A 15445-nucleotide genomic window follows, 5' to 3' on the forward strand; every position below is an offset into this window, starting at 1 on the left:
AATTTTAAGATTATGTATCAAAGTTATTTATATCAACATCGAATCAAACATTTTTTAGGTTTGAAAAAAGAACGAAAAAAGGTCTAATAAAGTATTAGAAGCCTTTATATATCATAAAAACCATCTACTTATCGATAAATCTTATCATAAAGGTCTTGATAAATGCCTTTAATAATATCGCGTTTCATCTTCATTGTGGGTGTTAATTGACCACCATCTATTGACCATACATCAGGAGTGAGTTCAAATCGTTTAATCTGTTCCCACTTTCCGAAGTTCTTGTTGTATTTGTCGATTTCTTTTTGAATTCGTTTAATAACAATTTCTGAAGATGCAATGTCTTCATTTGAAGTTCCTATATTCAGTTCTTTATGATCTATCCAATCTCTTATAAAGTCAAAATTAGGTTGTATTATTGCTGCTGGCATTTTTTCGCTTTCACCAACCACCATAATTTGTTCAATAAAAAGTGATTGTTTCATGTCGTTTTCGAGAAGGGGAGGAATAACATACTTTCCACCTGAGGTCTTAAACATTTCTTTTTTACGTCCTGTGATTTTTAAAAAGCCTTCAGAATCAATTTCACCTTTGTCTCCCGTATGAAAATAATCATCGGTCATTACACTTGCCGTTTTTTCAGGATCCTTAAAGTAACCTTTCATTACATTTGGTCCTTTTATAAGGATTTCTCCATCGTCGGCAATTTTAACCTCTACATTTCTTATGGGTTGACCAACCGTTCCTATTTTAAATAAGTTGTTAGCATACATTTCTACGGAAACTACAGGAGATGTTTCAGTTAATCCATAACCTTGCATAACTTTCATTCCGGCAGCGGAAAATATTCGTGACAATCTCGGTTGAAGAGGAGCGCTCCCCGACACCATAGTTGTAAGCTCACCACCCAAGGCTTCTCGCCATTTACTAAAGATTAAAGCACTAGCAATTTTAAGTTTAAATTCATACCAAGCCCCATTTGCTCTATAAGGTTGCCATTGTTCTCCTAATTTTACGGCCCAAAAGAAAAGTGCTTTTTTAATACCAGAGAGGTCTTCTCCTTTCAGCATGATCTTGTCGAATACTTTTTCAAGTAATCTCGGAACCACACTCATTAAATTAGGTTTTATTTCTTTTGCATTATCCCCAATTTTGTCAATACCTTCTGCAAAATATATGGTGGTTCCAGCAAATTGATAGATGTAAATTAATACGCGTTCAAAAATATGGCAAATAGGAAGGAAGCTCAGTACCCTAGTTTCATTGCCGTCCATTAAAGGCAATCTTTCAGAGGCATCTAAGGCATTACTTGTAATATTATGATGTGTGAGCATTACACCTTTTGGTCTTCCGGTTGTTCCTGAGGTGTATATAATTGTTGCCAAATCTTGAGGGTCAACATTATCTTTTCTAGCTTCTACTTCTGGTTGAGTGCTTGTGTCTTTACCTAGCTCAAAGAGTTCAGAGTAATGTTTGCAACCTTCAATATGATTAAAGGAATACACTTCTTTTACCTTAGTATTTCCTTGGACTTTTCTTACTTTTTCTAAAACTTCAATGTCAGAAACGAAACAATATATAGCTTCACTATGGTTAAGAACATATTCATAATCTTCGGCACAAATTGTTGGATAAATGGGAATGTTCTGAGCGCCTGTTTGCAGAATACCTATATCCATAATATTCCACTCAGTTCTATTAGTGGATGAGATGACCGCAATTTTGTCGTTTTTTTGAACTCCTAGTTTTAACAAAGCACGACTCACGGCATTAGCTTTATCTAAGTAATCTTTGGTTGAGGTTTTTACCCATTCGCCATCATATTTTGTTACTAAAGCTGCATCTAAATTATGAACCTCTAATTGATAATATGGAAAATCAAAAAGTCTTGTTATTTCTGTCATTGCGTCTGATAGGATTGTAGTATTGCAAAATATGAAATTAAAAGTGAATTTCAAATGTGTATTTAAAAAAAGGAGTTGCAATGACACAACTCCTTAATTCTTTGAATTTTAACTAAAATGAAATGGTCAAGTCTTTTACTACAAATAACTAAAAATTAATAAACCCTATATATTAATTTTATAAAATGACAATCATTTCAGATTGTAAATGTAAAACATAAAAACAGTATAACGGTGTAAAAAATCGTAACTATTGGTTTCTGAAAACGGCCTTTAATAAAGGGTAGTCTTTCTTGAAATACGATTTAGGAGTTTCGTTCATGAAGAGCCTAAAATCCTTAGAAAAATGGGATCTGTCGTAATAGCCAAACATGAACATAAGGTCTTTAATTGTGGTTTCTTGACTCTCATATTTTCTCATTAGTTGTAAAAATCTGAAGAGCCTAATGTATTTTCCAGGTGTAAGACCAACAATTTTTTTAAATTGTGTTTCTAATGTTTTTTGAGAGATATTAATTTGTTCAAGAATATCGCTAATGGTTATGAGACCATTGCTATCTTTTATTAAATTTATGGCGATATCAATATGTTTTGTGTTATTGTTTATTGTGAGGTTTAGGTTAGAGAAAAAGTGATCAAATTGCTTTGCTTGATGCTCTCCGCTTCGAAAGTCTTCAAATACAGATTTGATTTTTGCGAATAATTTTGGGTGAAATGATGATAACAGCACGTGTTTGTCTTGAAGCGCAGAAATATCTGTATTTAATATTTTGAACAAGGCGGTTGGATGAAAACTAATACCAAATGACATGGCTTCTGAAGTAGAATAGAATTGATATGACCTAAAAAATTGCCCGCTAACAATGGTATTTGTAATAGGCATTTCTTTATGTTCTACGATAGCTTTTTGATCTCCATAAAAAATATGAGTTAAATGGGTAAGGCCTATTGGTAACACTGTCGATTGAAAAGGAACCTCATCCTCAGTAAAAGTTAATTGATAGTATTCCTCAATGAGATGAGGTACTTTATTATCATAATAATTGAGCGTCATTGATTAGGATTAACTGTAGGTAAATTAATACAAAAAAATGGTATGTCAAATTTTAAAAGGACTAATTATTTTTAGTTTTTACATTTTAGTTGCTCGGGCTATAGACCAAATCTATGTGAGTAGTTGCATTAGTTTAATAAAGTCTTCTTTTCGTGATCTTGAAATGCTTACGGTATCATTGTTTTTCATAATTATATATCCGCCATCGGCTTTGACATATTTTTTTACTTCTTTCAAATTAATTAAATAGCTGTTATGGACACGCATAAAATCTTGTTCTAATAGCAAGTTTTCATATTCTTTAAGGTGTTTACTTACTAGTAACTTTTCAGAATTATTTAGAATAAATGCGGTATAGGAGCCTTCGGCTTTACAATAAAGAATGTCGTTCACTTCAATAAATTCAATGCCATCAGAAGTTGCTAAACATATCTTATTTAATTGAGGTTTTCGTTGTTTTAAATTTAACATTAACGTCTCTAGTTGTTTTTTATAGATGTCTTGATTTTTTTTGGTCTGTGCTTTACTAACTGCATTTTGAAGCTCTTCTAGGTCTATAGGTTTTAATAAATAATCCAATGAACTGAATTTTACAGCTTTAATAGCGTATTGTTCAAAGGCAGTTGTGAAAATCACTTCAAAATTAAGATGTGGAACTTGTTGTAAAACATCAAAACCTGTTCCTGTTTGCAGTTCTATATCTAAGAAAATAACGTCGGGTTTTGTGGTTTTGATTGTTTCAACGGCGTCATCTACGCTACCAGCCATACCAACAACCTTGATGTCTATGCAAAACTCTTCTAATAGATTTTTTAAAGTTTCTCTACTATGTTTTTCGTCTTCAACTATAACGGCTTTTAAACTCATAACTTCTATTTTAAAGGGATTTTTACAATAATGGTGGTTCCTAAGGATGCGCCATTTTTATCTTTTTTATCTATTATATCGAGTGTGTTGATGTCGGTTTTTAAGGCATCCAAACGTTGTTTTGTAACTTCCAATCCTCTCGATTTTTTATCTCTTTTGTGGATGTGTTGTTTATTATTTGAGGCTGTTCTGCCAACACCGTTGTCATCGACTTCGCAAATAAGAAGATCATCTTGTGCTCTAAACGTTATGTCTATATTTTTTGGACCTTGATGCTTTGGTAGGAGTCCATGAATTATAGCATTTTCCACAAATGGTTGTAATATCATAAAAGGAATTTCAATGGCATTCGCATCAATGGTATCGTCGCAAGAAATAGTATAGGTAAACGCATTGTCAAATCTTAGAGATTCTAATTCTAAATAATCTTGAAGCATTTTAATTTCGTCACTTAGAAGTGCGTTAGTTTCAATTGAACTTTCTAAAATGTTGCGGGTGAGGCGACTAAATTTTGAAAGGTATTTTAATGTCGAAACTTTATCATTTTTAATGACTAAATGTTGGATAGAGCTTAAAGAGTTAAATATGAAATGTGGATTTATTTGAGCTCTTAGGGCTTTGGTTTTATTAAGAAAAGCCTCTTCTTGAAACTGTAAACGCTCTTTGTTTTCTTGTTGAAGTTTATAAGTGAGACCAGCAGCAAAAATTAAAATCTCTAGGCTTGCCCCAGTTATCATATAGATGCGCTCTTGCAAAAACAACATGCCTAATGCACCTATCATATATAAAAAAGAACCAATTACAATAAAATATGCAAGTTTGCTTTTTGCTTTAATAAGTAAATATATCATTCCACTCAGACCAAATAAAGACATTATAAGTCGTTCAATATCTAGTAAATATATATGCATGCTAAAACTTTTAGTAGCAAAACATAAGGCGTCTAGAATGATAATACCTACGAGCATTGTAGCAATTATTTTGAGTGCAACATGCAACTTTGGATATTCTACTTTTGTGTTTAAATAGTAGATGATATACAAAATGTAACATAAGTTTATAATAACTTGAGAGATTTGAAAAAAGGCATAGCTAAAGAGATTCATGCCTCCAAAAAAAGTGTCATACAATCTAAAAATATCTGGAGTTAGATATAAAAAGAGAAATAATATGTATAGGGCGTAAAACAAAAATTCGGTGCGCTTAGAATAGAAATAGTACATGATGGTTAGTAGAAACATCACTAGACAAATACCAGTAAACAAGTAAATTGGAATTAATCGATTTAAATCGCGATGAGAATAAAAATTTTGAATGAGATCTATTTTCAGTTTATTATAATAATAAAACCTCCAATTTGAAACATTGTCAAAAAATGCAACCCTACGTATCTTTAAATAAATATACTTGTCATTAAAAATGTACGATTCATTAAAAGGAATACCTTGAGAATATAATATAGAGTTACGTTCGGGCTGGTTTTCAAATCGGCCTATTTTTTTTTCTTTAACACTATTATTTTCAGAATAGAATATTGATGTGTAACCATATTGCCTGAAACGCAAATACCATGTGCTGTCTGTGGAAATGGTATTTAGCTCTTTTGTGAGATCTATTTGAATCCAATAAATACTTGAAGGCTTCGTTTTTTCTGTTATCGTGCTTGGTGATTTAAAAGCACTTACATCAACAAGAAGTTGTTCTAGTGTGACATTTTCGTCACTAGTTTTTAATACTTTATAAGGAAGAATTTGACCAACTTTTGATAATATTTTATCATGTTGTCCAAATGCGATAAAGCACTGTAATAGAGCAACGAACCCGAGCGTTTTTTTGAAATTTTTAGCCATATAGTCAAGATAAATTTGGAAGAATTAAAGTAATGTCTCCCCCTTGTTGTGTATCGTTGTTTACAAAAGTTATATGTTTCTCAATATTGTAATCTTTAACTTTATTAAGCAATCTAATTTGATCTTGCCATGAGATAATATTGTCTCTATATTCTGGTTTATAATTACTATCTTTTTTTAAGGTATCATGCCTGTACTTTATGTTCAAAGTTACGTTTGTATCTGTAACTTCAAAATGCACGAAAAGCACTTGGTTTTTATGCTGATTATAAACGGCATGTTCAATAATGTTTTCGAATAAAGTTTGAATGATAAAAGACGGAATTACCGCATAATAGGGGCGCTTTATTTCTTCAATTTTGAATTCAAATTGTTGATCATAGCGCAATTTTTGAAGCTTTAGATACCAATTTAACATGCTCATTTCGTCCTTAAAACTTACAGTGTCATTTTCAAAATTCTTAAGGTAAAACCTTATAAGTTTACTAAAGATTGACAAGTATTCTAGGGCTAATTTTTTATTTCCAGAGCTTACAAAATATTGTATAGCGTTTAATGCATTAAACACAAAATGAGGATTCATTTGAGCACTTAAGGCCTTTAGTTTTAGATCTACTAGTTGTGTCTGAATTTCAATTGAGCGCTCCTGCTGTTGGATGTATTTTTTTTGAGCTCTTACCCCTTTTATTTTAATGGCACAAATAGATGAAATGGTAAGTAACATGTGCAAATGGTGCTCTGAGAAAAAATGTTTGTCGGGATGTTCACAATCTATGATACCAATTACTTTTCCATCAATTATTATTGGAACACAAACTTCTGAAAGTCTAAATTCATCGTCCATTTTATAGCGTTCATCCTTTGAGGTATCATGTAATAGTTCTGCAATTCCAGTCTGGGCCACATAACCAACAATTCCTGTGCCAACTGGGCGTTCTACAGGTTCGTAAATTTCAAAATCTTTAGGGTTTTTAGGACCATAGGCGGCCTTCTGGACCATAACATTTCTTATATCATCAAGGAGGTAAACCACACAGTCTACAAATCCTAATTTGGAAATACAATTTTTTGCTAAGTCCCAAAGAATCTCTTCTTCATCATCAATACCTAAGAGTGATTCTGAAAAATACATTAAAACATCAGAGAACTTTGTATCTGTTGTTTCTGGGTATCGTTCAGAATTTTTTGTAATCTTAACCATGATGTCTTAACGGCTTAAAAGAAGTTGAATTTAGGTATTATTTTTTAAGAATTATAATTCGGTTTTTGAATAGCTAAAAATGACCACTGCAATAGTTTGTATTGCAGTGGTCAAAGCGTTAATGTTTTTATTGCGTGATATACATGTCCATGGTCATGTAGACTTCGCTGTTATTTATAACTTCGTAGTATGTTACTTTAAAAAGAGCGATTCTGTTATCGTCGGTCTTCATAGCATATAACTTGTCTTGACCAATGTTTTTCATTTTCTCTTGATGCTCATTAAAAGAAGCATTATTGTAAAGCGACTCGATTTCAAAAGTGTCATAGATATTTAATGTGTTGAAATTTGTAGTCTCATCATTGATTTCCTTAAATTTTGTATTAGACTTATTTTGTATGTCATCAACAATGTCTGTATTACCAACGGCACTCGCTGATGATATGTAAATGCCATCAACTTCATTTACACTAATTACAGCAGCAATTTTATCGTTTATTTGTTCGTTAATGACTCTATTTAAGTTAACACCACCAACTTCTAGACCATCTACTTGCATAAATTGAGCGATACTCATATTATCTGGTTGAGCTGGTAAGCGCGTTTCCATAAAGATAGTCTCTACATATTGCATAGCGTCTTTTACTTCGGCTTCTGCAAAATCTAATGTTTCTACATTATTGTTTGAATCGATAACTTCTGCAATAAAATAAAGGTCTTTGTCAATATCAATTTCTGTGAAAATATAGCTTAAGTTGTGTGTATAAGTGTTACTGCCATCTACATAATTTGGACTGTTTATGTCAAAGCTAATGTAAGAAGACTGGACACCATCAACCACCTTATAGATATTCAATGCTACAAAACCTTCAGGAGCAGTGGCTTTTACTGTATGTTGTAAACTTCCGAACCCTGGAGCTCCAACCACACCTTTAAATAAATCTTCACTACCACTTACTAAAGTTAATGATGGTAAAATATCTGGATTAACAACAACCTCTTCTTCTGGCGTAATTGGAGAATCGTCTTTACTGCAACTTGTTAGCGTACTAAATGCAAGTAGCATGTAAATGATTACCGTTGTAGACAATGAATAAAACTTAACTTTTTTTATAGCTGTATTTGCGATACTTCTATTTGTTTTAACTAATGATTTCATAATAAAATGTTTTTAAATGTTTTTTGATGAAGCAAACTTACGGTGATGTCAGGTTTGATTTTTACGTGAATTGATAAATGGTGTTTTAGACTTGATATTTGGTAATTCTGCTTTTTTAGGCACTTTAATACGTTCTTTTTTTTAAGAGTATAGCAATCCATCAATTGAAAAACGCCGTTTATCAATTTCGAAAAGAAATGGGTGATGTTTACCTATAGATTTGTTCCAGAAATTAAAAAACAACAACATTATGCGAACACAATTACTTATGTTTTTTTTATTGCTCATATCGTTAACAACTTCTGCTCAAAGTATTTCTAAGCAAGTTATTGGAAGCACTGGAAGTCTCATAGTAAATGAAACTTATTCAATCAACTTCACAACAGGAGAGTCCGTTGTAGGATTGGTGCAAAATAATGCGACAATCCATCAAGGATTTTGGGCATTTTTAATTAACGACGAAACTTTAAGTGTAGCAACCGCTTCAGCACTAATTAACGAGATAACATATTATCCAAATCCAGTGATAGATCAATTGACTATCAATTTTACTAATGACATATCAGGCCAGTACTATATTGCTTTCTACGATATTTTAGGTAAGAAATTATTAAGTAGAAATTTAGATACAAATGTTAGGCAACATATAATAAATATGAGTTCACTTTCCAAGGGAGTATATCTCATGCGTATTTCATCAATAACGAACAGCTTCAATAAAACAACAAAAATCATAAAAAACTAAAATCATGAACTTTTTAAAGAAAAATAGCAAACGTCATGGTATCTATAATAATACTGTGAATAGAGAACAATTATTTAACATCAAACTTGTAGTATCTCTTCTAGTTTTACTTGTAAGTACAATTGGCTTTGCTCAGCAAGGAGTCAATTATCAAGGCGTTGCCCGTGATGCCGAAGGTCAACTTTTATCTAATACGGAGATTGATTTGAAATTTAATATAAAAATTAATGCGCCTGACGGCGACGCTGTATATAGTGAAACGTTTACTGTTATGACCGATATTAATGGTGTGTTTTCAACTGTTATTGGTGAAGGAATGCCAGTGCTTAATTTAATTGAAAATGTAAATTGGGCTGAAGACAGACATTTCCTGAATGTTTGGCTCAATAATGAAGAAATTGGCACTACCGAGTTTATGGCAACACCATATGCTAATGCCATGGGAAAATGGCAGGCTCATGTAAATGGAGTAACGCCTAAAGGAACTGGAGGTTCAATATACATTGGAGATGATGCTGGAGAAGAAGATGAACTCGTAGATAATCACAATATTGGATTAGGTGAAAATGCATTAAATGAAAATACTGAAGGTAAGAATAATGTTGCTTTAGGATTTGAGGCATTAAAAATAAATAGAGGCGGAAATCATAATGTTGCCATAGGAAAACAATCCCTTGACAATAATATTACTGGTAATAGCAATATTGCATTAGGAGGGCAATCAATGGGAGCTAATACCGTTGGAAGCCATAACATTGCATTTGGATGGCAATCATTACTAGTTAATACTGAAGGGAATAATAATATCGCTTTTGGCGAGCATGCAATGGTATCTAATACTATTGGTAATAATAATTTTGCAGGAGGATATAGGTCATTATTTAGTAATACTGAAGGTGTTGATAATATAGCATTAGGTTATCGCGCCTTAAGAGATAATACCTTAGGAAGTGATAATATTGCTTTTGGACATGAAACTTTGTTTAGTAATACAGACGGCATAAGAAATATTGCTTTTGGTCCAGGTGCTTTATATTCTAATCAAACTGGAGGAAACAACTTTGCGTCTGGATATAATACGTTACACGAAAATACTTCCGGAGGTGGAAACATTGGGATTGGACTATTTGCCATGCACGAAAATATTAGTGGGAACCATAACGTTGCTTTAGGAGGATTTTCATTACGAGATCATATTTCAGGAGATAATAATGTGAGTGTTGGATATAGAACGATGTGGAATAATGAAACAGGTGAGGGCAATATTGCTCTTGGAGAGGAAGCACTTATTTTGAATACGATTGGGGATTTTAATACTGTTATTGGAACTGAAGCAGGGCACGATGCCTTGGGAGATAGAAATGTTTTTATAGGCTATCGCGCTGGTTATCATGAAGAAGGTAGTAATAAGTTATATATTGATAACTCTTCTGTGACCACACCTTTAATTTATGGGGATTTTGAAACAAATCAAATTGGTCTATTTTCAAAAGTTGGAATAAATATGCATCATTCTAATGTACCACTAAACATTGTTGGTGGATTCGATGTGACATTAGACAACCCATCTGGTCAATTGGTTTTAGGCTTGGAAACAGGTTCAAATTTAGCTTTGGATAATAATGAAATTCAAGCAAGAAATAATGAGACAGCGTCCGATTTGTACTTACAAAATGAAGGTGGTAATGTTAGAGTAGGAGGGGCCATTGTACATGCTTCCGATAGACGTTTGAAAAGGGATATAGATAATATTTCCTATGGATTAAATGATATTTTAAAATTACGTCCAACAGAGTATTTCTGGAAAGGTAAAAATCAAGAATACAAGTCTTTAGGATTAATCGCTCAAGAAGTAGAAAGTGTTATTGAAAATGTAGTGACCTATGATAAAGAAGAAGACAAATATGGAGTTAGTTATACAGAATTAATTCCAGTACTAATTAAAGCCTTGCAAGAGCAACAAGATATTATTAATAAACAGAACAAAACTATTGAAAGTTTTGAAAATAGATTATCAGCTTTAGAAAGGGACTTGAGCAATAAATAATAGTTTTTGTTTATTTTTAATGGAGGCTGTTAATGTTATTTCAACCTCCTTTCTTTTCTTATTATATTTAAAGCTATGAGTAATAATAGATTTCATGTTAGAGAGATGACTATTGATGACCTCGAACATTTTATTAATTATTGGTTGGAAGCTACGCCCGAGTTTTTAAGCAAAATGGGAGTAGATGTCGATAAAAGACCGCAAAGAGATGCACTCTTTAAATTGGTTGTAGATCAATTTAAAGTGCCATTAGAACTCAGGAAAAACTACTTTCTTTTTTGGCTCTTAGATGACAAACCAGTAGGTTATTCTAATATTAATCAAATTGAGTTTAGTAAACAGGCATTTATGCATTTACATTTATGGCAACCAGAAAATAGACAAAGAGGATTAGGAATGACATTCATTAAAAAATCGCTGCCTTTTTATTTTGAAAACTTTAAATTAAAATCACTCCTTTGCGAACCATATGCTCTAAACCCAGCACCAAATAGAGTCGTTGAAAAAATTGGCTTTCAATTTGTAAAAACCTATAGAACCATTCCAGGCGCATCAAATTTTGAACAATTTGTGAGTCAATGGAAGTTGTCTAAGGCAGCTTTTGAGAAAATTATAGAGTCCTAATGAGGTAGTAGATTTGCGTAATGTTATCTATCAAATGAAAACAACCATCTATCAATTAAAGGCGTAGTGTAGTTTACAAATGTTATAAGTTTGAAGAGCTATTAATAAAGACCGTTAAATCGGTAGTATTAAGTTTGTCACTTAATTAGGGGGCTTTTTAAGTACATAAAAGTAAAGGCGTTATTTGTAATGAATAACGCCTTTATAATTTTATTTGGTTTCAATCCATTGCCTAGCATTCACGAAGGCTTCGATCCATGGAGAAACTTGATCTTTTCTGCCTTCAGGGTAGTTGGCCCAATTCCACTGAAATGTTGAACGTTCAATATGCGGCATCATAACAAGGTGGCGTCCCGATGAATCACATAACATCGCTGTATTGAAATCGGATCCATTAGGATTAGACGGATAAGCATCATAAGCATATTTGGCTACAATGTTATAATCGCTTTCCTTCTTTGGAAGGTTAAATTTCCCTTCACCATGACTTATCCAAACGCCTAAAGTCGTGTCTTTTAGAGTTGATAACATCACCGAGTTATTGTCTTGAACCATTACCGATGTAAACGCGCTTTCATGCTTTTGAGAATCATTATGTAGCATCTTACCATGTTGGTCATGCTCAGGATTAATTAATTCTAACTCCATGAACAATTGGCAACCATTACAAATCCCTACCGATAGTGTGTCTTCTCTTTCAAAGAAGTTTTTAATGGCTCTATTAGCATTTGCATTGTATTTAATTGCACCTGCCCATCCTTTAGCAGATCCTAATACATCACTATTAGAAAAACCACCAACGGCACCAAGAAATTGAATGTCTTCTAAGGTTTCACGACCAGAAATGAGGTCGGTCATATGAACATCTTTAACGTCAAAACCTGCTAAATACATGGCATTGGCCATTTCACGTTCAGAATTACTTCCTTTTTCACGCAAGATAGCGGCCTTTGGTCTTGGTTGTGTTGCGTCAATTGCAGGTAATTGCCCTGTAAATGTCTTCGGAAATTTATAAGCTAAAGGTTGTTTGTGATAATTTTTAAAACGTGCTTCAGCCAAATTATTTGCTGTTTGTTTTTGATCAAGAAGGAATGAGGTTTTATACCACATATCTCTAAGTCTAGACACTGTCATGGTATAAACTTCATTGTTGTTTATAATCCCTAAAGTATCTGTATTAGTTACCTTTCCAATATTGAAAAATTCAATGTTCGCATCAGACAGTATTGTTTCTATGGCCTCGTTTTTAGATTGAAATACAATTCCAGAGTTTTCAGCAAACAATAATTTAAGAGAGTCTTTTTCATTTAAAGCTGTTAAATCTAATTCTGCTCCTAAATTTGTATCGGCAAAACACAATTCTAATAAGGTTGTAATTAAACCACCAGAAGCAACATCATGTCCCGCTACAATATGATCATCGTTAATGAGTTGCTGCATCGTATTAAATACATTTTTTACGTAAGAAGCACTTTCTACATTAGGAACTTCGTTTCCAATTTTATTTAAAACCTGCGCAAAAGAACTTCCGCCTAGTTTAAAGTTATCTTGAGATAAGTTTATATAGTAGATGTCTCCAGCATTATGCTTTAGTACAGGTTCGACAACATTTTTAATAGCATTGCAATTTGCAGCAGCCGAAATGATAACTGTTCCTGGAGAAATAACGTCTTCGTTTGGATACTTTTGTTTCATCGACAATGAATCCTTTCCTGTAGGAACATTAATTCCTAGGTCTATTGAGAATTCTGAGATGGCTTTTACCGCCTCATAAAGTCGGGCGTCTTCACCTTCATTTTTACAAGGCCACATCCAGTTCGCAGATAAGGAAACACTTTTTAATCCATCTTTTAAAGGTGCCCAAATAATATTGGTCAGAGCTTCGGTAATACTATTTCTACTTCCAGCCTCTGGATCTATTAAGCCAGAAATTGGTGAGTGGCCAATTGATGTGGCGATTCCTTCTTTTCCATTGTAATCTAAAGCCATTACGCCAACATTGTTTAATGGCAATTGTAAAGGACCAACACATTGCTGTTTTGCAACTTTTCCGCCTACACAACGATCTACTTTATTTGTTAACCAATCTTTACAAGCCACAGCTTCTAGTTGTAAAACTTGATCTAGATAATTATAAAATTCATTTGGATTATACACAACATTGCTATATGTTCTATTTAAAGAGGTGTCCGTCATAATTGTTTTTGGCGAACTACCAAACATATCTTCAAGTGCCAAATCCATTGGAGTATTGCCCTTGGTTTCAGATCTAAAGCAAAAATGTTTGTCGTCGGTAACATGCCCAACAGTATATAATGGTGAGCGCTCACGTTCAGCAATTTTACTAATATGATCAAGGTGTTTTTCAGCGATTAATAATCCCATTCGTTCTTGAGATTCATTACCAATAATTTCCTTGTCAGATAGCGTTGGATCTCCAACAGGCAATTTATCAAGGTCAATGCATCCTCCAGTATCTTCAATAAGCTCACTTAAACAATTAAGGTGACCACCTGCACCATGATCATGAATAGAAATGATATGATTATCATCACTTTCTACCATGCCTCGAACCACATTGGCCGCACGTTTTTGCATTTCAGGATTTGACCTTTGTACCGCATTAAGCTCAATTCCTGTTGAAAACTCACCAGTGTCTGCACTCGAAACGGCAGCACCTCCCATTCCTATGCGATAGTTTTCTCCACCTAACACAACAATCTTATCACCAAATTCGGGTACAGCTTTTATGGCTTGATCTAATTTTCCATATCCAATACCTCCAGCTTGCATAATCACTTTGTCAAAGCCCAGTTTTCGAGCGTCTTCCTCATGTTCAAACGTTAATACAGAACCACATATAAGCGGTTGACCAAATTTATTTCCAAAATCTGAAGCCCCATTACTCGCTTTGATTAAGATATCCATTGGTGTTTGATACAACCAAGGTCGAGCGTCTAATTTTTGCTCCCAAGGTCTGTTCGCTTCTAAACGAGAATAAGAGGTCATATATACAGCAGTTCCTGCTAATGGCAAGGACCCTTTTCCGCCTGCAAGACGGTCACGAATTTCACCTCCAGAACCAGTTGCTGCTCCGTTAAAAGGTTCAACTGTTGTTGGGAAATTATGCGTCTCTGCTTTGAGAGAGATTACAGAATCAAACTCTTTTTTGTCATAAAAATCAGGAACATCGGCACGTTTGGGTGCAAATTGTTCAACCCTTGGGCCTTTTATAAAAGCGACATTATCTTTATATGCTGAAACAATGTCGTTAGGATTTTGTTTAGATGTCTCTTTAATCAATTTAAATAAAGACGTAGGTTGCTCTTTTCCGTCGATAACAAAAGTACCATTGAAAATTTTATGTCTACAGTGTTCACTATTCACCTGTGAAAAACCAAAAACTTCGGAGTCGGTTAGTGGTCGTCCAATTTTCTTTGAGACACTTTCTAAGTATTCTATTTCTTCGTCATTCAGAGCTAAACCTTCTTGTTGGTTATAGGCCGCAATGTCTTCAACGTTTAAAATGTTATCAGGTTGGATGTCAATAGTAAACGATTCTTGATGTAATCCATTATATTTTTCGGATATCATTGGGTCGTAGTCATTGAAACCTTCTTTACAAGATTCAAATTCTTCGATACGAATAATGCCTTCAATTCCCATATTTTGCGTAATCTCTACGGCGTTGGTACTCCAAGGTGTTATCATGGCAGCACGTGGCCCAACAAAAAAAGCATCGAGAGATGCTTGTTCTAATTTAGGTTGGTCGCCAAATAACCATGTCAATTTAGCGATGGTTTCGGTTGATAATTCTTTTGTTGCTTGAACAGCAAATACCTTACTGTTTTGGTTTCCGAAGAAATGAATCATTATTTCGTATTTTGTGTTGTTTTTTGAAAGCACAAATTTACACTTTTTCAGTATAACTTATTTAGATTATGACCTTGAAAATTTTTAGTTATTCACGAATTAATTCACAATCGTTAATGCTTCA

At 33.4% G+C, this 15445-nt stretch carries 10 protein-coding genes; 3 read left to right on the forward strand and 7 right to left on the reverse strand.

What is annotated here, in order from left to right:
* Positions 1-128 precede the first annotated feature (128 nt).
* From Q0787_RS13395 to Q0787_RS13420, 6 genes are all read right to left on the reverse strand, one after another.
* Positions 129-1901: a long-chain fatty acid--CoA ligase gene (locus Q0787_RS13395; protein WP_298903328.1), complete on the reverse strand. Its 1773-nt coding sequence runs from the start codon at positions 1899-1901 to the stop codon at positions 129-131.
* Positions 1902-2151: 250 nt separating this feature from the next.
* Entirely contained in the window at positions 2152-2955 is an 804-nt protein-coding gene (locus Q0787_RS13400; RefSeq protein WP_298903329.1) for an AraC family transcriptional regulator, read from the reverse strand.
* A gap of 111 nt (positions 2956-3066) precedes the next feature.
* Complete coding sequence (locus Q0787_RS13405; protein WP_298903330.1) at positions 3067-3822, reverse strand: LytTR family DNA-binding domain-containing protein; 756 nt, start codon at positions 3820-3822, stop codon at positions 3067-3069.
* 5 nt (positions 3823-3827) lie between these two features.
* Entirely contained in the window at positions 3828-5672 is a 1845-nt protein-coding gene (locus Q0787_RS13410; protein ID WP_298903331.1) for a sensor histidine kinase, read from the reverse strand.
* A gap of 4 nt (positions 5673-5676) precedes the next feature.
* Positions 5677-6873, reverse strand: a complete 1197-nt coding sequence (locus Q0787_RS13415; protein ID WP_298903332.1) for a histidine kinase — start codon at positions 6871-6873, stop codon at positions 5677-5679.
* A gap of 127 nt (positions 6874-7000) precedes the next feature.
* A complete protein-coding gene (locus Q0787_RS13420) occupies positions 7001-8032 on the reverse strand; it encodes a hypothetical protein (protein ID WP_298903333.1) in 1032 nt (343 codons plus the stop codon).
* Positions 8033-8282: 250 nt separating this feature from the next.
* Here Q0787_RS13420 and Q0787_RS13425 point away from each other — a divergent pair, with 250 nt between their 5' ends.
* From Q0787_RS13425 to Q0787_RS13435, 3 genes are all read left to right on the forward strand, one after another.
* Complete coding sequence (locus Q0787_RS13425; protein ID WP_298903334.1) at positions 8283-8777, forward strand: T9SS type A sorting domain-containing protein; 495 nt, start codon at positions 8283-8285, stop codon at positions 8775-8777.
* A gap of 4 nt (positions 8778-8781) precedes the next feature.
* Positions 8782-10824 (forward strand): tail fiber domain-containing protein, encoded by a 2043-nt coding sequence (locus Q0787_RS13430; RefSeq protein ID WP_298903335.1) that lies wholly within the window; start codon positions 8782-8784, stop codon positions 10822-10824.
* 75 nt (positions 10825-10899) lie between these two features.
* Positions 10900-11448: a GNAT family protein gene (locus tag Q0787_RS13435; RefSeq protein WP_298903336.1), complete on the forward strand. Its 549-nt coding sequence runs from the start codon at positions 10900-10902 to the stop codon at positions 11446-11448.
* A 210-nt stretch (positions 11449-11658) separates the two neighbouring features.
* Here the strand turns inward: Q0787_RS13435 and purL are convergent, their stop codons facing one another.
* On the reverse strand, positions 11659-15321 hold the full coding sequence (purL, locus tag Q0787_RS13440; protein ID WP_298903337.1) for a phosphoribosylformylglycinamidine synthase: 3663 nt from the start codon (positions 15319-15321) through the stop codon (positions 11659-11661).
* Between the last annotated feature and the right edge of the window lie 124 nt (positions 15322-15445).

It is taken from the genome of uncultured Psychroserpens sp. (genome assembly GCF_947492715.1).
Lineage (GTDB): Bacteria > Bacteroidota > Bacteroidia > Flavobacteriales > Flavobacteriaceae > Psychroserpens.

Excerpts from the sequence above, each read along its gene's own strand:
- Q0787_RS13395 (WP_298903328.1), bottom strand. The coding sequence starts at position 1,901 with ATGACAGAAATAACAAGACTTTTTGATTTTCCATATTATCAATTAGAG.
- Q0787_RS13400 (WP_298903329.1), bottom strand. The coding sequence starts at position 2,955 with ATGACGCTCAATTATTATGATAATAAAGTACCTCATCTCATTGAGGAA.
- Q0787_RS13405 (WP_298903330.1), bottom strand. The coding sequence starts at position 3,822 with ATGAGTTTAAAAGCCGTTATAGTTGAAGACGAAAAACATAGTAGAGAA.
- Q0787_RS13410 (WP_298903331.1), bottom strand. The coding sequence starts at position 5,672 with ATGGCTAAAAATTTCAAAAAAACGCTCGGGTTCGTTGCTCTATTACAG.
- Q0787_RS13415 (WP_298903332.1), bottom strand. The coding sequence starts at position 6,873 with ATGGTTAAGATTACAAAAAATTCTGAACGATACCCAGAAACAACAGAT.
- Q0787_RS13420 (WP_298903333.1), bottom strand. The coding sequence starts at position 8,032 with ATGAAATCATTAGTTAAAACAAATAGAAGTATCGCAAATACAGCTATA.
- Q0787_RS13425 (WP_298903334.1), top strand. The coding sequence starts at position 8,283 with ATGCGAACACAATTACTTATGTTTTTTTTATTGCTCATATCGTTAACA.
- Q0787_RS13430 (WP_298903335.1), top strand. The coding sequence starts at position 8,782 with ATGAACTTTTTAAAGAAAAATAGCAAACGTCATGGTATCTATAATAAT.
- Q0787_RS13435 (WP_298903336.1), top strand. The coding sequence starts at position 10,900 with ATGAGTAATAATAGATTTCATGTTAGAGAGATGACTATTGATGACCTC.
- purL (WP_298903337.1), bottom strand. The coding sequence starts at position 15,321 with ATGATTCATTTCTTCGGAAACCAAAACAGTAAGGTATTTGCTGTTCAA.